The organism is Zavarzinia aquatilis (assembly GCF_003173035.1).
Lineage (GTDB): Bacteria > Pseudomonadota > Alphaproteobacteria > Zavarziniales > Zavarziniaceae > Zavarzinia > Zavarzinia aquatilis.
Window position 1 is genome coordinate 25,272 of the sequence record NZ_QGLE01000018.1, and the last position, 18,137, is coordinate 43,408.

The 18,137-nt window shown below is 59.9% G+C and carries 14 protein-coding genes and 1 tRNA gene; 11 read left to right on the forward strand and 4 right to left on the reverse strand.

Going from position 1 to position 18,137, the window contains the following annotated elements; all coding sequences use genetic code 11:
* Window positions 1-4 precede the first annotated feature (4 nt).
* From DKG74_RS20210 to DKG74_RS20240, 8 genes are read left to right on the forward strand one after another with little or no spacing between them, the layout of a single operon-like run.
* Window positions 5-1,867 (forward strand): RNA-binding domain-containing protein, encoded by a 1,863-nt coding sequence (locus DKG74_RS20210; protein ID WP_109907992.1) that lies wholly within the window; start codon window positions 5-7, stop codon window positions 1,865-1,867.
* Window positions 1,857-3,761 carry an ATP-binding protein gene (locus tag DKG74_RS20215; RefSeq protein WP_109907993.1) on the forward strand — a complete coding sequence of 635 codons (1,905 nt, stop codon included), beginning with the start codon at window positions 1,857-1,859 and terminating at the stop codon, window positions 3,759-3,761. The genes DKG74_RS20210 and DKG74_RS20215 overlap by 11 nt, the downstream gene beginning before the upstream one ends.
* Entirely contained in the window at window positions 3,754-6,546 is a 2,793-nt protein-coding gene (locus DKG74_RS20220; RefSeq protein ID WP_109907994.1) for a DNA methyltransferase, read from the forward strand. Before DKG74_RS20215 ends, DKG74_RS20220 begins: the two co-directional genes overlap by 8 nt.
* The gene (locus DKG74_RS20225) at window positions 6,543-7,577 is read left to right on the forward strand and encodes an AAA family ATPase (RefSeq protein WP_109907995.1); all 1,035 of its coding nucleotides are present in this window, start codon (window positions 6,543-6,545) and stop codon (window positions 7,575-7,577) included. The genes DKG74_RS20220 and DKG74_RS20225 overlap by 4 nt, the downstream gene beginning before the upstream one ends.
* Window positions 7,574-8,083, forward strand: coding sequence for a hypothetical protein (locus DKG74_RS21545; RefSeq protein WP_133251653.1), 510 nt, complete (start codon window positions 7,574-7,576; stop codon window positions 8,081-8,083). Before DKG74_RS20225 ends, DKG74_RS21545 begins: the two co-directional genes overlap by 4 nt.
* Window positions 8,080-10,896, forward strand: a complete 2,817-nt coding sequence (locus DKG74_RS20230; protein WP_109907996.1) for a DEAD/DEAH box helicase — start codon at window positions 8,080-8,082, stop codon at window positions 10,894-10,896. The genes DKG74_RS21545 and DKG74_RS20230 overlap by 4 nt, the downstream gene beginning before the upstream one ends.
* A complete protein-coding gene (gene pglZ, locus DKG74_RS20235; RefSeq protein ID WP_109907997.1) occupies window positions 10,893-12,929 on the forward strand; it encodes a BREX-3 system phosphatase PglZ in 2,037 nt (678 codons plus the stop codon). Before DKG74_RS20230 ends, pglZ begins: the two co-directional genes overlap by 4 nt.
* A gap of 6 nt (window positions 12,930-12,935) precedes the next feature.
* Window positions 12,936-13,658, forward strand: coding sequence for a hypothetical protein (locus DKG74_RS20240; protein ID WP_109907998.1), 723 nt, complete (start codon window positions 12,936-12,938; stop codon window positions 13,656-13,658).
* A gap of 11 nt (window positions 13,659-13,669) precedes the next feature.
* On the opposite strand, the gene DKG74_RS21550 is transcribed toward DKG74_RS20240, so the two are convergent.
* Together DKG74_RS21550 and DKG74_RS20245 are read right to left on the reverse strand one after the other, a co-directional pair.
* A complete protein-coding gene (locus DKG74_RS21550) occupies window positions 13,670-14,179 on the reverse strand; it encodes a hypothetical protein (RefSeq protein WP_133251654.1) in 510 nt (169 codons plus the stop codon).
* The gene (locus tag DKG74_RS20245; RefSeq protein WP_109907999.1) at window positions 14,176-14,682 is read right to left on the reverse strand and encodes a hypothetical protein; all 507 of its coding nucleotides are present in this window, start codon (window positions 14,680-14,682) and stop codon (window positions 14,176-14,178) included. The genes DKG74_RS21550 and DKG74_RS20245 overlap by 4 nt, the downstream gene beginning before the upstream one ends.
* Before the next feature lie 719 nt (window positions 14,683-15,401).
* Here DKG74_RS20245 and DKG74_RS20250 point away from each other — a divergent pair.
* The 3 genes from DKG74_RS20250 to DKG74_RS20260 all read left to right on the forward strand — a co-directional run bounded on the left by DKG74_RS20250 (window position 15,402) and on the right by DKG74_RS20260 (window position 16,436).
* The gene (locus DKG74_RS20250; RefSeq protein WP_109908000.1) at window positions 15,402-15,671 is read left to right on the forward strand and encodes an antitoxin; all 270 of its coding nucleotides are present in this window, start codon (window positions 15,402-15,404) and stop codon (window positions 15,669-15,671) included.
* The gene (locus DKG74_RS20255; protein WP_109908001.1) at window positions 15,668-16,072 is read left to right on the forward strand and encodes a type II toxin-antitoxin system VapC family toxin; all 405 of its coding nucleotides are present in this window, start codon (window positions 15,668-15,670) and stop codon (window positions 16,070-16,072) included. The genes DKG74_RS20250 and DKG74_RS20255 overlap by 4 nt, the downstream gene beginning before the upstream one ends.
* Before the next feature lie 94 nt (window positions 16,073-16,166).
* A complete protein-coding gene (locus DKG74_RS20260) occupies window positions 16,167-16,436 on the forward strand; it encodes a hypothetical protein (RefSeq protein ID WP_109908002.1) in 270 nt (89 codons plus the stop codon).
* A gap of 100 nt (window positions 16,437-16,536) precedes the next feature.
* Here DKG74_RS20260 and DKG74_RS20265 read toward each other — a convergent pair whose 3' ends face one another.
* Both DKG74_RS20265 and DKG74_RS20270 read right to left on the reverse strand, forming a co-directional pair.
* Window positions 16,537-17,868, reverse strand: a complete 1,332-nt coding sequence (locus DKG74_RS20265) for a site-specific integrase (RefSeq protein ID WP_109908003.1) — start codon at window positions 17,866-17,868, stop codon at window positions 16,537-16,539.
* A gap of 146 nt (window positions 17,869-18,014) precedes the next feature.
* Window positions 18,015-18,091, reverse strand: a tRNA-Met gene (locus DKG74_RS20270).
* Window positions 18,092-18,137: the final 46 nt, after the last annotated feature.

Here is an 18,137-nt window from a genome sequence, read left to right on the forward strand (position 1 = left end):
CGCCATGACCAGAGACGAACTGCTCGCCAAGCTCCGATCCATCGAATGGAGCGACATCGAATTTAAGGAAGCGACTTGGGCTGTGCCCAAGGATGCGCTTTCGACTGTCAGCGCCTTCGCCAACACGGAGGGCGGGCACATTGTATTCGGCGTCAAGCAGGGCAACGGCACCTTCACCGTCACCGGCGTGACCGACGCCGATCAGATGCAGAACACCTTTCTCGGCCAGGTGCGCGATACCAACAAGGTCAGCGTGCTCCTGCCGATTGATCCGCAAAAGCACGATTTGCCGGAAGGCATCACCCTGGCATTCTACATCCCCGAAGCCACGCGGCAGCAGAAGCCTGTCTATATCGACGGAAATCCGAAGAAAGCCTACATCCGTCGTGGTGGCCGCGATGACACCTGCACGGGCGACGAACTGCTACGCTTCATCCGCGACGCATCGACCGTCCGGTACGATGCCGAGCCGCTGGACGTGGACACCAGCCGCTGCTTCGATGAAGCCTCGGTGCGTTGGTATCGTACGCGCTTTGCCGCCAGCAATCCCGGCAGAGACACCGCCGCCGATGATACCGCTTTCCTGCGGACGTGGGGTTTTCTCGTCGAGCAAGGTGGCGTGCTACGCCCCACCCGCGCCGCCATTCTGGTGCTGGGCAGCGGCGAATATGTCCGGCAAGTGCTACCGCGCATGGTCACGGACGTGCAGCTCTACCGCAATGCCAGTACCCAGTATGACTCCACGGTGCGCTGGGCCGATCGCCTCACCGTCGAGGACAACCTCATCAAGGCGTGGCAGGCCATCGTGGAGTTCTACTTCCGCCACAGCGAGCGCCCCTTCGCCGTGGATGCCGCCACCCTGCGGCGCGACGACGATCCGCCCGACTACATCTCCTTCCGCGAAGCGGCCATCAATCTGCTGATCCACCAGGACTTCGGTGATACCACCCGCGTGCCGGTCATCCGCTTCTTCCGTGACCAGACCGAGTTCTTCAATCCCGGCGATGCCTTCGCCTCGCGCGAGCAACTGCTCGATCCGGGCGACAAGGAGGTTCGCAACCCCAGCATCGTCAATGCCTTCCGACGCATCGGTCTGTCCGATCAAGGCGGCACCGGCGTGCGCGCCATCTTCGACGGCTGGCGCAAGTTGGGCTATCTGCCGCCCGAGATCGAAAACCACAGGGCCGAAAAAAGCTTCCGCCTGCGCCTTTGCAAGGTAAAGCTCATCACCGAAGCCCAGCTTCTGGCGCAGGCAAGCCTGGGCGCACACCTATCCGAGCACGAGGCGGCAGTGTTTGCCTTCCTTCTGCGCAGCGGCCAGGTCGATGTAGCGGACATCAAGGCGCTGACTGGTCTCACCGGCGCGCAGGCGCTGGATCTGGCGCAGCGCCTGACTGTGCAAGTGCTGACGGAACCGCTCGGCGAGGCGGCCCACACATGGCGGCTGGTCCCTCACTTGCGCACCCGCTTCGCCGCCGAAACGGCTGAAGATACCACGGATCAACCGACTGGCGCGGAAACGGTGGTGGCAGGCGCTACCGATCAAGTCACCGAACAAGTTGCACAGCAACAGCCCGGACTTGATCGGTCACTTGATCGGTTGACGGAGGTGCAGTGGCATATCGTCGGCTACGCCGATGTCCCGCGCTCGCTGGCCGAACTGATGGCCCACGCCGGCTATCGCCAGCGTCCGCACTTCGTTGCCACGCATATGGAGCCACTCCTGACCGGCGGCGTACTACGCCCAACTATCCCGAACAAGCCGCGCTCGTCGCGGCAACGCTACGTGCTCACAGAAGCGGGCATCCAACTCAAGCTACTGCGCGAACAGGCGCTGGCCAAGCCGGACGAAGAAGATGGATATTGAAACCTCCGGGGCCATCAGGCTGTTTTTCCCCAATCCGTCGTTGACGCTGGTCTATTTTGAAGCGCTGGCCAATGCGCTGGACGCGGGCGCGACCGACGTATCGATCAATATCGATGTTCAAGCTTTTGATAAGCCAGGCACGTTGAAAATAACCGTTTCGGACAACGGCGACGGCTTCACTGACGAGAATTTTGAGCGGTTCAGGAAACTCCTGCGGCCAAGAGATAAATTCCACAAGGGCATCGGCCGCCTCGTCTTCCTCAACTATTTCGCCCGTGTGGATGTTGATAGCGTTCGCGAAAAATGGCGGAGAACCTTCACCTTCAAGGACGGCTTCGACGGCAATGCGCCGCTGCAGGCCCTTGCAGATCAACAGGAAGCGAAAACCTCGCTGATTTTCAGCGGCTTCGCCAAAGAGCGTGTTAAATCATACGACGATCTGAAGCCGGATGCACTTAAGCCGCTTCTTATTGAGCAATTTCTGCCAACGCTTGACGCGCGCAAGCGCGAAGGCAAGGCATTCAAGATCTCTATAAATCTGACGACTAACGAAAGTAACGCGCAAAAGGAGTTCTTCCCTCAGGCAGCCGAAATAACACCGGCTGATTTGCCGACAATGACCAAGATTACCATCCAGGATGATACACTGGATGCCATCTCGACCATTGACATGCACTATCATATTGCCCCCGTATCGGGGAAAGGCAGTTCGCTCGTTGCCTTTAGTATCGACGGACGAACGATACCGGCCAACCTCATCCCACCTTCGTCATTTCCTACCGGTTATCTTTGCGTCTTTCTTTTCGATTCCGAACTCTTTCACTCGAATGCGGATAGTTCCCGGCAAAGGCTTGTTCTGCCTGCGGGAACGCCCGAGGCTCATCTTTTTCGCGTTCTGCGCCGTGAACTGGGCAAGGTTTTGGCGGAGAATATCCCGCAGATCACCGAGCGAAATGAAAAAACCAAAGAAACATTTGAAGAGCAATTCCCGCATTTGCTCGGATTTTTTGAGGCCGACACCGTTGGCCTAATCGACCGGGACGATGCGCTGTCGATCGCACAGCAGCGATTTTTCAAAGAGCAGAAGGCAATACTTCAGTCCGAAAAACTGAGCGACGCCTCATACGAAAAATCCTTGGAAATGTCTTCCCGAACGTTGACTGAATATATCCTGTATCGAGATAAAATCATTAGACGAATGAAGGAGATGACGACCGGAAATGCGGAATCCGAAATACACAATCTGATCGTTCCGCGATTCAAGGAGTATTCGCAAAGCTCCATGCCATCGGAGATTTACCAGAACAATGCCTGGCTGCTTGATGACAAATTCATGGTTTTCAGGACCATCCTGAGCGAGAAGAGCATGGATGCCGTCATCAATGCCATACGACTGGATGATGAAAACGTGGGGGATACCGGCAGGCCGGATATTGCGATGATCTTCTCGACAGACCCCAAAGACACGACGCCAGTCGATGTCGTTGTGGTTGAGATCAAAAAGAAGACGGATGACGAGAAAGATAACTTCTATGCGGTAAATCAACTTCTCGATCGCGCCGGTAAACTCGTCGCACATTGCCCGAACATTCAGCGCGTTTGGTACTATGCAATTATGAAGGTCAACGATGCGACGGCATTCCGTTTAAGGCAATTCAAGTGGACACCATTTTTCTCGAAGGGGCGCGTTTACTATCAGGAATTCGACACGCCACATCCTGATGGCCGCATTATCCCAACACCAACCTTCGTGGTCTCTTTCGATGCGATCATCGCCGATGCTGAAAGCAGGAATCATACCTTCTTGGAAATCCTGCGGGAAGGCATGAAAAAATACTCTGACGAGCAGGATGGCGACAAATCGTCTGGCGATGAGCAAAGAAAAGATGACTGATACGAACGATCTTCTGAAAAATCATCGCAGTGGAACGAGTGAATCGGTCGAATGTCTTGGTCAGACCTTTGCTAGCGACGACGCGCGGCGCACGCACTTCCTGACGCTGCTGGCCGAGAGGCTGCAAGACCCGGCGTTCCGCAGGCAGGAAGGTTTTCCGAAGGGATCGGACGCGGCCATTCTCGCCATGTCTGATCCGCCCTATTACACCGCCTGCCCGAACCCGTGGCTGGCGGAGTTCGTGGCGCACTACGGCAAGCCTTACGACCCGGCGGTGAAATACAGCCGCGAGCCGCTGGCGATCGACGTGAGCGTTGGCAAGACCGACGCCATCTACAAGGCGCACAGCTACCACACCAAGGTGCCGCACCTGGCCATCGTGCCGTCGATCCTGCACTACACCCAACCGGGTGATGTGGTGCTGGACGGCTTTTCCGGCTCAGGCATGACCGGCGTGGCCGCGCAGTGGTGCGGCACGGCGCCGTCCAGCTATCGGCACGAGCTGGAGCTGACCTGGAAGAAGGAAGGCCGCGCCGCGCCCAAATGGGGCGCTCGTCGCGCGGTGCTGAACGACCTGTCGCCGGCCGCCACCTTCATCGGCGCGAACTACAACATCCCGTTCGACGTCGATGCTTTCGCCAAGGCGGGCAAGCAACTGCTCAAGGCCGTGGAGCAGGACATCGGCTGGATGTACGAAACGCTGCACAGCGACGGCCGGACCAAAGGCCGCATCGACTATACAGTCTGGAGCGAGGTGTTCGCTTGCCCAGAGTGTGCGGGAGAAGTGAACTTTCTCGATGAAGCATTGGATGGTGCCAGCAAGCGTGTTCGCGACAGCTTTCCGTGCCCGCATTGCGACGCCCAACTGACGAAGAAGAAACTAGAACGAATCTATATTACGAAGCGGGATAATGCCACGGGCGATACGCTTTCAACACCCAAGCGCGTGCCCAGCTTGATCTCATATCGCGTCGGTAAAACCAAATACGAAAAGAAACCGGACGCAGCAGATTTGGCTTTGCTGCAAGAGATTGATGCTTTGCCGCTGCCCGGTAGTGTTCCTGTGGTTGCGTTTCCTTTTTCGGACATGTGGGAAGCGCCGCGCATGCGCGACAAGGGTATCACCCACACGCACCACATGTTCCTACCGCGTGCTGCGCAAGCCATGGGCGCACTGTGGGCCGAGGCACAAACCGATTCCGACGCACGGCTCCGCTTATTTTTGGAATTTTTCGCGGAGCAAGCGATTTGGGGAATGTCCGTTCTTGCTCGCTATGCACCAACTCACTTCTCTCAGGTAAATCAGTACCTTGCCGGCGTATATTACGTCGCTTCACAACATGCCGAATGCAGCCCTTGGTACATCCTCGATGGCAAGTTGGATAGGCTAGTTAAAACATTCGGCAACTTCAAAATTGGTGCTGGTTGGGCGACAGTCAACACAGGATCGGCTGCATCCTTACCGTTGTCGAACGACTCGATCGACTACATATTCACTGACCCACCATTCGGTGAAAACCTACCATACGCCGAACTGAATTTTTTGGTCGAGGCATGGCATGGCGTGATGACGCAAGCCAAGCTGGACGCCATCGTTGATCGCTCGAAAGAGAACCGTGCGGCGCAGAAGTCGGTGGATGACTACCGACGGCTGATGGCTGCTTGCTTCCAGGAATACTTCAGAGTTCTCAAGCCAGGCCGCTGGATGACAGTGGTGTTTTCAAATACGCAGGCTGCTGTGTGGAATAGCTTGCAGACTGCCATGCAGGAAGCAGGCTTCGTCGTCGCCAATGTATCCGCACTCGACAAGCAGCAAGGCAGTTTCAAGGCCATCACCACGACAGTTGCCGTCAAGCAGGATCTAGTCATTTCTGCCTACAAGCCCAATGGTGGACTGGAGCAGCGCTTTGCAGAACGCGGTGCCGTGCCAGAATCGGCGTGGGACTTCGTGCAGACACATTTGCGGCAGCTTCCGGTTCTAAAGGTAAGAAACGGCGAGTTGGAATTTGTCGCCGAACGCGACCCGCGTATCCTGTTCGACCGGATGGTGGCGTGGTTCGTCCGTCACAGCGCGCCAGTGCCGCTTTCCAGTCAGGAATTTCAGGATGGTCTTCGCAGCCGCTTACCGGAACGCGACGGCATGGTCTTCCTCCCCGAGCAGGTGACGGAATACGACAAGAAGCGCACACAGACCGCGCAGGCGCCGCAGATGGAACTGTTCGTCTCTGACGAGCGCAGCGCCATTGACTGGGTGGCGGACTTTCTGAAGGGACGGCCATCTACCTATCAGGACATCCACCCGGAGTTCATCAGGCAACTGGGCGCGGGCTGGAAGAAGCACGAGGCGCGGCCGGAACTTTCCGCGCTGCTGGAAGCCAATTTCCTGCGCTACGACGGCACAGGCGAGGTGCCGAGCCAGATCCACCGCTACCTCTCGACCAACTACCACGATTTGCGCGGCCTGGAGAAAACCGACCCGCGCCTCAACGCCCGCGCGCAGGACCGCTGGTATGTGCCCGATCCTAACAAGGCGCAGGATTTGGAGAAGAAGCGCGAAAAGGCCCTGCTCAAGGAGTTCGAGACCTACAAGACGTTCACCGGCCGCAAGATCAAGGAAACCCGGCTGGAGGTGCTGCGCGCCGGCTTCAACGCGGCGTGGGCGGCCAAGGACTACGCCACTATCCTCGGCATCGCCCACAAGCTGCCGGAGGAAACCCTGCAAGAGGATGAGCGGCTGCTCACCCTCTACGATATGGCGCTGACGCGCTCGGAGAGCGAATCATGACAAAGATCACCCATATCAAGCTGGACAATTTCACGTCTTTTGCCGGGCTGGATCAGGCATTTTCATCAGGCGTAAATGTCATTATCGGCGCCAATGGCACGGGCAAGACGCACCTGCTGAAGGTAATGTACGCTGCCTGCGCGATAACCGTGGGTGAGGACAGGGAAAAGGGGTTTGCGATCAAATTACGCAACGTGTTCAACCCATATGAAGGTCGCATAGGTCGTCTGGCTCGTCGGCAGTCCAACAGCGTTAAAACCAAGGTGGTGATTACCCGGGAGGGCGGAACCAAGCTTTCAGCGGAATTCTCCAATCACACAAACAAGCCAGAAGATGCAAAGGTCACGGGTGAAACGGCCTGGAAAAAAGAAGAGTTGGTCAGTGCTTATATTCCGGTCAAGGAAATGCTGGCTCATGCACCAGGTTTTCTGGCTACGGCAGCCAAGCGAGAAATTGCCTTTGAAGAAGTCTATGTGGACATCATCAAGCGCGCTTTCCTACCCAAATTGATGGGGCCGACCGATAGGGATCGACAACGATTGTTGACCGCGCTGCAGAAAGCCATCGACGGCAAGGTCGTGGCCAAGGGCGAATTCTTTTTCCTAAAGAACAAGCAAGGCGATCTGGAATTTACCCTGTTGGCTGAAGGCATGCGCAAGCTGGCATTGATCTGGCTGCTTATCCAGAACGGGACTTTGCTATCTGGCTCCGTGCTGTTTTGGGATGAACCAGAGGCCAATCTCAATCCCTCTCTGATGGGCGAAGTGGTTGAGGTGATCCTAGAGCTTCAGCGCATGGGTGTGCAGGTGTTTTTGACAACGCACAATTATGTTTTGCTCAAAGAGTTTGATCTGAAAAAGCAGAGAAATGATAAAATACGCTATTTGTCGCTGTTCCGAGATGAATCGGAAGCTGTTACGGCCAAGTCGAGCGATAGCTATTTAGGCGTTGACCCAAATGCGATTGCTGCGACTTTCAGCAATCTTTATGATCGTGAAATCAAGCGCAGTGTGGAAGGCATCGAACCATGATGGTGCTTGCCGAAGACGACATGCAAATCACTCTGCCGGCTGGTATCACCGGCCGGAGGTTCGATGATGAGACTAGCCATGGCCTGAGTCATTGCATGAAAGCGGTGGACTTCATCATCGAACTTGAGGATCGGACGATTTTTATCGAATTCAAAGATCCAGAAAATCCAAAAGCCAAAAAAAAAGACAGTAATGCTTTCCTAAAAAAATTCCTGAGCGGCACAATAGATACGGATCTCAAAACAAAATATAGAGATTCGTGGCTATATGAGCACGCGGATGGTCGAGCGAAAAAGCCTATTTATTACTGGGTACTGATCGGTGCGAGCACATTGTCCGACGCTGAGTTGTTAGCGCGGACCGATGCTCTGAAGCGCCTGATTCCGATGAGCGGACCTGATGATCGTTCGTGGAAGAAGCCATTTATAGCCGGCTGCGCCGTGATGAACCTTGCCGCATGGAATAAAGCCTTAGGACACATGCCAGCAAGCCGGGTCGGTCCATGAACTTTATGGTTGGCGATTGGTGCTGGCACACGCGGCAGGCTACGCCCTGCCGCGTGGTCGAGCGGCTGACGCTGTGGGGTGAAGCGGCCTTTCGTGTGTGGCTGCCGGCGAAGGACGCCGTGCTGCGCGCGCGGGCGACGGACTTGGCGACGCTTTCCAGCGTGCGGCCCACGGTGGAGCAGATTCTCCACGCCACGGCGGCGGCCAAGTTGCAGGACGCGCTGGAAGACAATCTGCTGCTGGCGCCGATCCAGTCGAGCGTCATTCCGCTGCCGCACCAGCTCTACGCGCTGAACCGCGCCGTCGGGCAGGATCGCATCCGCTACCTGCTCGCCGACGAGGTGGGTCTGGGCAAGACCATCGAGGCAGGTCTGGTGCTGCGGGAGCTGAAGCTGCGCGGCCGCGCCAAGCGCATTCTGGTGGTCGCGCCCAAAGGCCTGGTGCGGCAATGGCAGGCGGAGATGCGCCAGCATTTCGGCGAGCCGCTCCACTTCGTCGATCCTTCATCGCTGGCGGCCCTGCGGCAATGGCGCGGCGACAACGCGGAAGACAATGCCTGGCGGATGCACGACCAGGTGATCTGCGCGCTGGATTCGGTGAAGCCGCTGGAATCGCGGCGCGGCTGGAGCCTGGATCAGATCCAGACCTACAACCGCGAACGCTTCGAGGATCTGGTGTCGGCGGCCTGGGATCTGGTCATCATCGACGAAGCGCACCGCATGGGCGGCAGCACCGAACAGGTGGCGCGCTACAAGCTGGGCGCGGCGCTGGCGGAAGCCTCGCCCTACCTGTTGCTGCTCTCGGCAACGCCGCATCAGGGCAAGACCGACCAGTTCATGCGCCTGATGCAGTTGCTGGACCGGGACGCCTTCCCCGACGAGGGCAGCGTCAGCCGCGAGCGCGTGCAGCCCTTCGTGATCCGCACCGAAAAGCGCGCGGCGATCAATGCCGAGGGACAACCCCTGTTCCGGCCCCGGCTCACGCGCTTGCACGCCGTCGCGTGGCAGGCCCGGCACGCGGCTCAGCAGCAATTATACGAAGCCGTCACCGACTATGTGCGCCACGGCTACAATCAGGCGTTGGCGGCCAAGCAGCGCCATGTCGGCTTTCTGATGATCCTGATGCAGCGGCTGGTGACGTCCAGCACCGCCGCGATCCGCGCCACGCTGGAAAAGCGCCAGACGGTGCTGGACACGCCGCAGACGCAAGCGCGCCTGTTCGACACGCTCAGCCCGGACGAATGGGCCGATCTCGACGGCGAGGCGCAGGTAGATCTGGCGCTGCAAGCGGGTGGTCTGGAGCTAGAGAAGTCGGAGGTCGAAACGCTGCTGGCGCTGGCGCGCTCCACCGAGGCCGCCGGCACGGACGCCAAGGCCGAGAGCCTGCTGGAGCTGATCTACAGGCTGCAACAGGAAGAAGGCAACCCGGCGCTGAAGATGCTGGTATTCACCGAGTTCGTGCCCACGCAGGCGATGCTCGCGGACTATCTGGAAAGCCGGGGCTTCACGGTCGCCACGCTCAACGGCGGCATGGACATGGAAGCCCGCACACGGACCTTGCAGACGTTCGCGCAGGACGCGCGCGTGCTGATTTCCACCGATGCGGGCGGTGAAGGTTTGAACCTTCAATTCTGCCACGTCATCGTCAATTTCGACATGCCGTGGAACCCGATGCGCATCGAGCAGCGCATCGGCCGCGTGGATCGTATCGGCCAGAAGCACGTCGTGCGGGCGTTGAATTTCGTGCTGGAAGACACGGTGGAGCACCGCGTCCGGCAGGTGCTGGAGGAGAAGCTCGCCGTCATCGCCGAGGAGTTCGGCATCGACAAGGCGGCGGACGTCATGGACTCGGCGGAAGTGGAGCCGGTGTTCGACGAGCTGTTCGTGCAGAGCCTCCAACACCCCGAAGCCATAGAGCGCGAATGCGCGAGCGTGGTCTCGCAGTTGCGGACCACGCTGGCGGAATCGAATCGGAACAGCGATCTGCTGGCCGTGCCGCACGATCTCGACACGGACCAGGCGCGCAAGTGGCGTGACCACCCGGCTCAATTCTGGCTGGAACGCGCCGTCGTCAACGGGCTGGCGGTGCGCGGCGGATTGGCGGCGCAAGACGGCAACGTCTGGCGCGTGCGCTGGGCCGATGGCATCGAGACGCCGCAAGCGTGCTTCGACGCGCGCGCGGCAAGCGAAAACCCAGCGGCGGAATGGCTGACCATGGAAGACCCACGAGCGCGGGCGATCATCAGCGACGTGCCGCGCTTCGTGGCGGGCCAGCCCCTGCCCGTGATCCGGGTGACGGGCCTGCCCGACTCGGTAAACGGTATCTGGTCGTTGTGGGAGATCGGGCTGGCCGCGCCGGGTGCGAACCGCAAGCGGTTCCTGCCTATCTTCATCAATGACGAAGGCCGCCCCTTCGTACCCACCGCCAAGAGGGTTTGGGATTTGCTGCTGACCGAAACCGTATCTGTGCAGTCGGTGGTGGACGCGGAGGCTTCGGTGCGCTGGTTCGAGGCGTCGTTCGCGGTGGCCAGCGCGCAGGGTGAAGCCCTGTTCGCGGCGCTGGCGGACGAACATCTCACCCGGATCAAGGAAGAGCAGGATCGCGCCGCCTACGCCTTCGACGCCCGCAATCAGGCCATCGGACGCATCGGCCTGCCGGCCGTGCGTCAGTTCCGCCGTCGCCGTCTGCAAACCGAGCATGAGGCACGCCTGGCCGCGTTGGAAGATATGAAATCCAGCGTGCCGGAGCTGAACGCCGTGGCGATGGTGCGGATCGACGCCTCAGCCGGCAAGACCAGCGAGCGCGCGTCATGAGCCAATGGCATCAACGCATTCTTGGCTCTTTCACGGCCGATCTTTCCCGGTTGTGGGTGGCCTGCGATCCAGATGGCGTGCTGTTGGACGAGAAGCTGCTGTCCGAACTGCGCACACGCGGCTTCGAGGTGATGGGATACGACGACCCATTCGGGTTCCGCGCGGAATACGAGGAGCGGTATCGCGCGGCATGGGATGCCGACGAGCCGGCGCCATCACCGGCGCTGATCGTGCATCTGCGCCACGACAACGCAAACGATCTACCCTGGGACATCGTGCATAACGCCCGCCCGGCGGTGCGGCTAAATCTTGCCGAATTGTTCCCCAAACTGGCCTATGGCGCTGTGCGGCAGGTGGAACCGGAACGGCTAGAAATCCTGTTCGACGCCCATCAGACCGAGTTGCAGTCAGCGCGCGGCGAAAGCGAGTCGAAGGACTTCATTCTCGAACATGTCTATCAGTTGACGCCGCGATCGATCCGTGCGCCGGTGGACTTCTGGCGTGAAGTGCTGCGGCTGCACTTCGCCGGTCACGCCTTGCCGAAGCCGTTCGCCGATCATGTTGCGGCCATCCTGCACGGCAGAGACTTGCTCGTCGGCCATCCGGTCGCGGAATGGCTGTCATCCAGGAGCGCGCTGCTGCGCGTGGTGCAGGACGCCTGGTATCGCTATCTGGAAAAGCTGAAGCTGGAAGGCAGGCGCATGTCCGAGCCTGATCCGCCACCCTTTGGAGCAGGCCAGATCGGCACAGAGATCGAGATTCCCTTCGATCACTCCGACGTGCGCGCCATCATCGACTCGATGTTTCTCGACGGCAGCTTGCATCCGATGGCGGTATCCGATGTTCCCACCGCCATGCCAGGCTGGATCAAGGCAGGCATCGTCGAGGATGTGTGGTCGCAATTCGCACTGGCGGAAAAAGGCATTGAGGCGCTTGCCGCAGCGGTGCCGGAAGTGGACGCGCCGCACAAGCTGTGGGGCGACTTTGCAAAACGCTATGGCGAGATGCTGAGCCGGGTTCATGAATTGCCTGGCAAGGATGCCGTCGAACGGATGGTCGCGATCCGGGAGCACATCAAGGCGATCCAGGCGCTGACGGACGAACGGTTGCAGGCGTGGATTGCCGCCGGCCACTACGCCGACCTGATCCTGCAACCGGCGATCAAAGGCCCGGTGATGGTGCATCATGTTCCGCGCTTCTTGCGGCAGCGCCGTAGTGCGGGCGAAGCCAAGCTGGCGCTGCTGGTGTTCGATGGGCTGGCCTTCGATCAATGGGTGCGGATCAGGGAACATCTGATCGCTAACCAGCAGCCTTTGGCATTCGACGAGCGCACGGCCTTCGCGTGGTTGCCCACGGTGACGTCGGTATCCCGTCAGGCGCTGTTCTCGGGCTTGCGGCCGCGCGAGTTCGACGATTCGATAGACCACACCAACAAGGAAGAGACCTTGTGGAAGGCGTACTGGCAGAACGAAGCCGGTATCGCGGCCAGCGACGTGCTGTACCGCCGCGCATTGCACCAAGTCGAGCAACTGGGTGCCCTGAAAACCGAAATCGCCAGCCGCAAACCCAAGGTTCTGGGGCTGGTCATTGATGAGGTGGATGAACGGCTGCACAAAGAGCGATCCAAAGAGGATGTAGCGCTGTGGATCGGGCGCTGGCTCGACACCGGCTTTGTTGAACGCCTCTTCGCCTTCCTGCTGGGCGAAGGCTTCAGCATCTATGTCACGGCGGACCACGGCAATGTCGATGCTGTCGGTATCGGCAGGCCCAATCAGGGTGTGATCGCGGAAACACGCGGCGAGCGTGTGCGGGTTTACCGAAGCGAGCCGTTGCGCGCCGAATCGGCGGCCGCCTATCCGGGCACGCTCGCTCTGGACATCGCGGGGCTGCCTGCGAACTTCAAACCTCTATTCGCCGGAGGACGCAGCGCATTCGTTCCGTCCAGCGATCAGGTAGTGGTCCACGGTGGTGTGTCTGTCGAGGAACTAATCGTCCCCTTCGTGCGGGTCTCAAATGTAAGTGGCGTTGGGTGAGTTTGAGTGATGCCGCAGGCTCCCCGCATAGGCTTCGATCGGTTCATCGCTCCCGAATGGGCGACGACCGCGCTGAAAGTTCGCGCTAGACTGGCGCGGCCCGAAGACTTAGAGGCATTGTTGGATGCCGCCGGGTTGGGGGCCGCCGCGCGAACGAAAACGCGCACGGTCTTGAAACGCCTATGGCTGGAACCGCGCATCGATCTGGTGGACTACGCGGATCGTGGCGCGGCGATCTTCAAGGCGCACCCGGATGTGCCGGTCGCGGTGGTGCATTGGGGCATGGCGGTGGCCACGTATCCGTTCTTCGGCAAGGTGGCTGAACTGATCGGGCGCTTGTCCGCTCTGCAAGGCGATTGCGCGTCCGCCGAAATCCATCGGCGTATGAGCGAAACCTACGGCGAACGTGAAGGCACCTACCGAATGACCAACATGGTCATTCAGAGTCAGGCTGGCTGGGGCGCTGTAGCGCGAACCGAAAAGGGCAGGCGTGTGTCCCGTTTGGCCCCCATCGTGATCGAGAATGAAGAACTGACGGCATGGTTGGTCGAAGCCGCCTTGCGCTACGCGGGCAAGCCGCTGGCAATTTCAAGTTTGCGATCGCAGCCGGTGCTATTCCCGTTCAATCTGAAGCGGCCTTTGGCCTATCTTGCATCGAATAGCGAACACTTGGCCATGAGGAGGGAGGGAGCGAACGATCAGCTTGTCGCCTTGCGCGACGCGATTTGAGAACGAGATTGTCAATCGGCGTGCAAAGTTGCCCCTGGATCGGCGCCCAATATTGACCCCTGCGCCGGGTTGTTCCGGTAGTGCATAGGAGGGGCCCGCGCGCGTCGCGCAGTGCCCTGTGCGAGCGACGAAGCGGCGCGCGTGGGAGGTCCCTGTGAACCCACCGGGGCAACCCGAGGGGACGCCTCGAAGAACCAGCCCTCCGTTGACACCGGTGATGAATTTGGTGCCTGGACTGTCGCTGGCCAGACACCTGGGCCCGCCGTTGTGGTTATGCGGATCGTGCTGTTGGCGTTGTGCAGTGTGTTCACTTGCAGCCATGCGATTGCCCATTTCGCTGTCGCGTCGAGTTCCGTGGCCGTTGAAAGCGCGATCAAATATGTGAGCCAGAGGCCGACGCTGATCACTGTCATGATGAGTATGAAGCTGATCGCCGATCGAAATTGGATGCGCGTTTGCTGCTTCACCAGCTCGACGCCGCGCGTGAAATTGTCGGTGGCTTGGCTTTGTTTGAGCGTCATTCGGCCGCCCCGCGCTCGCGTTCATCTGCTTGAAGTTGGGCGATTTCGGCGTTTAGCCGGTCTTTCAGTTGGCGATATTTTTCCGACATGGCGTCGCGCCGATCGCTTGGCGTGAGCGGTGGGGAGTGGTCTGCCAACACTTCAGCGTAGGTGTCTTCGAGCGTAACGGTGACCTGCATGAGTAGTTTCAGGGATTGCTCTTGGCGGACCGCCATGACGCTGAGCGCCTGTTCGATGGTGTCGTTGTTGGCCGCGTGTTCGTGTTCTTCAATGGAGGCTTTGTGCAGGGCAAGTTGCTTTGTGATCGCCTTAGTCGTTTCGTGAACCTCTTTCAGGTGGTTGATGACGTGGGCGGGACTGAGACCATCTCGCCTCGCTCCAACAGCTTCGTAGAGCGCATTCCGAATGAATTCTCGGGGCGGGTAGTTACCGGCCACACCCTTTATCAGGGCCAGTAGATCGGACGAGATCCAGACGCTTAGAGCCTGTCGAGGGGATTTCATGGGGTTTGTCCTGGTTTGAGTGCTCCCTAGAGTATGGCACCGCGGGCACGGTCGTTTGGGCTCAACAGGATCAATTTTCGGCAGGTATACGGTTTTTCCCGACAACTTGCCGGGGCCAGCGCCATGAGAGAATTCGAGAGCAGGATGAGAGCAATCGAGAGCGCGACGCGAAAATCTGAGAGAAACCGAGAGAAAAACGAGAGAAAGTGAGATGCCGATGAGATGATTTGAGAGGAATTTTGCCAAAAATTGGCCATCTACTCGCCGATTTATTCTTTAATTTCAAAGGCTTATGGGAATGTTGAGAGGAATGGGAGAATAGCTTTTTGCCGCGCTCTCACTTTCTCTCACCAGTAAGCCTTTGATTTTAAAGCGTTTTCTGTTGAACTTGTCCCGCGCCTGCAAGGTGCATGGGGTGTGACATGAATTTTTCCTTCGATGCCCCGCATCGGCCAGTACTCGATAAGGGGGTTCTCGTGGGCTCGTTTCGATGTTCCCGGCAGGGGGATCCGACCGCTGGGCATGAGCGCGCGACGATGCAGTAATTCGGCGTCGCGATCGCTATTGCTCCCGCCGCAGGAGGCACCCGAGCCGGCGACGGCCCCCTCCTCCCCTTTAGGGCTCCTCTCTATCGCCGTACCGCAGGCCGCTTGTCGATATCCCCTGGAACACTCCGGCGCCCGGATGTATATGTTCATACATATGCAATAGGAATTCAGATGCCCCAGCCTCGACGCAGCGAGCCGATAGCCCCCCGCGAAGCCAAGCTGTTCCGGAACAACAAGAGCCAAGCCGTGCGCATCCCGGCGGACTTCGAACTGCCGGGCGACCGGGTGATGATCCACCGGGACGGCGATCGCCTGATCATCGAGCCGGTGCGGCGCCAGAACCTGCTGGACGTCCTGGCGGGGCTGGAGCCGCTCGGGCCGGAAGACCAGTTCCCGGAGATCGACGACACCCTGCTCCCGGCGAGAGCCATCGACCTGTGAGCCAGCTCTACATGCTGGACACCAACATCGTGTCCGCGCTGGCCCGCGACCCTCACGGCATCGTCGCCAGACGCATCGCCGAGGTCGGGCCGGAATCGCTCTGCGTCAGCATCGTCACCGCGGCCGAGCTGTGCTATGGCTGCGCCAGGAAGGGATCGCCCAGACTGCAAGCGCAGATCGAGGCGATCCTGGGGGCCCTGCAGATCGTCGCCCTCGACGTCCCCGCCGATGCCGAATACGGCAATGTACGGGCCTCCCAGGAAGCCGCAGGCACACCCATCGGCCCCAACGACTTGTTCATCGCCGCCCATGCCCTGGCGCTCGGCGCCGTGCTGGTAACGGCCAACACTGGAGAGTTCACGCGCGTCGGTGCTCTGCGGGTCGAGAACTGGCTCGCATGAGCCTCATAAAAAAATTCGGCGGCACCCCTGCGGGGTGCCGGTCACCGCGCGGCCCCGATATAATTGCCCGACGATTTCCAATGACGAGGCGCCCATGCGCGAATTCTCTGAAGCCGAATGGCGGAACGATCCGACGACAGTAGCGGCGGCGGCGAACGACGCCCTTGTCGTCCTCCTGAACGACGGCCAGGCGCGCCATGTCCTGATGACGATCGAGCGCTACAGACGCATGCAGCGATCCGACCCTCGGCCCGTTTACAGGACCGACAATATACCGCCCGAGATTGCCGCCGAGATCCTCACGGCCATCGACGCATTTCTGGGCGATGACGTCGAGCACGAAGCGGACGACCACCGCGCCTGATGCCCTCGATCCCGGCATGAGCGCCGCAAGGGCGCTCATGCCAGACACACCCCCGAGGGGTGTGTCCGCGCGCCGCCGGGCGGCGCTTCGACCATGTCGACTACAGATCGTCCTCGAACACCACCGGCAGCGCCTTACGCCGGCCGCCAAGCTTCGCCCGCCGCACATTCACCGCCGCCGCGCTGATCATGTTCTTGATGTGCGCCGCGTAATATTTCTGGATCATCTCGACGCTGGTCCGGCAGTTCCGCGCCACCGCATAGACATCGGCGCCTTCCATGAGCCGGACGCAGATGTAGGTGTGCCGCAAGCTGTAGGTCGTGCGCGCCTTGCCATCGCGATCGAGCTTCAACTTCTCGCGCACCAGCAGGCTGTTGAACAGATTGATGTGATTACCCGGGAACACATTGTCCGTCGGCTGCGGATAGCTCTTCGTCGGCGCATCAGTAGGGATCTCCTCACCAGTCCGGCGCATCCCCAGCTCCCTCTGGCGGCTGATCACCTCGACGGGCTTCGCCCGCCCCAGCAGGCGCTCATAGGGCCGCACGGCATTCGGCATGCTCTTGCAGAAGCCCACACCGCGTTTGCCCCGCACCTCGATCTCCAGGATGCGCTGGCCGGTTTCCTGGTCGACGACGATCTCGACGTCCAGATGCTCGAGGTTCACCGCCTCGTCCGGTCGCAAGCCCGTGATGGTCATGAACAGCACGTAGTCATGGACCTGCTCCGCGCTCCAGCGGAAGCGATCTCGGAACGGCGCTTTGGCACAGGCGCCCGTCGCCATGTAGAGCTGCTTGTATTCCGCCGGGCTGAACCAGGCCCGGTGCTCGACCTTGGCCGAGGCCCTGTAGGGCGTCGAGATATCGGGCACATGGGACAGCCAGCCGTGATTGACGGCGGTACGCAGCACCATGCGCAAGGTCACGGTCTCGTTGTGCAGCGTGTTCCGGGCCGGCAGTTTGTCCTTCAGCGGCCGATTGCTCCGCGAATGGGGGTTCGGCTCCATCCGCGTCGAGATCCGGTGCACCCGATAGTCCTGCACCTTGCCCGCCGTGATCTCGGACAGCCCGAGGTCGCCAAAGAACGGCAAGAGATGCACGCGCAAACGGATGGCATTCCCCTCGGTCCAACGCTTGCTGCGCTCGCCCTCGGTGATGATCTCATATTCGCGCAGGAACTGGTCGGCCGCCTGTCGGAAAGTCTTCTCGGATTTGAGCAGGCCGGCGTGCCGCTTGCCCCGCAAGCCGAGATACCAGTCCTCGGCGACCTGCTTGGCCAGCGCGAGGCTGTCCTGCTTCGCCAGCGCGAGGCTGTCCTGCTTCGTGGTCGCGCGGCGCTGCTTGCCGCCCACGGAGGTCGAGCAATGCCACTTGCCGCCGTCGACGCGGCGGTAGAGCTGGACGTTGCCGCCGAGAATCTCGTGCCGCTGCAAGAGAAGGCGCCCACCATAACCTGGAGATGCGCCACTATCAGCACGGAACAGGAACGCCGTCAAAATGTGTTAGCACTGTGCTAAGCCAAAAAGGCCGCCCTTTTGGGGCGGCCATTTGGTCAAGCTGTTGAGCTTGTGGTGTATTTTGGTTGCGGGGGCCAGATTTGAACTGACGGCCTTCAGGTTATGAGCCTGACGAGCTACCGGGCTGCTCCACCCCGCGCTGGGTGTGGGGGGACATTGTGGGTTCTCTGTATGCTTTGCAGGCC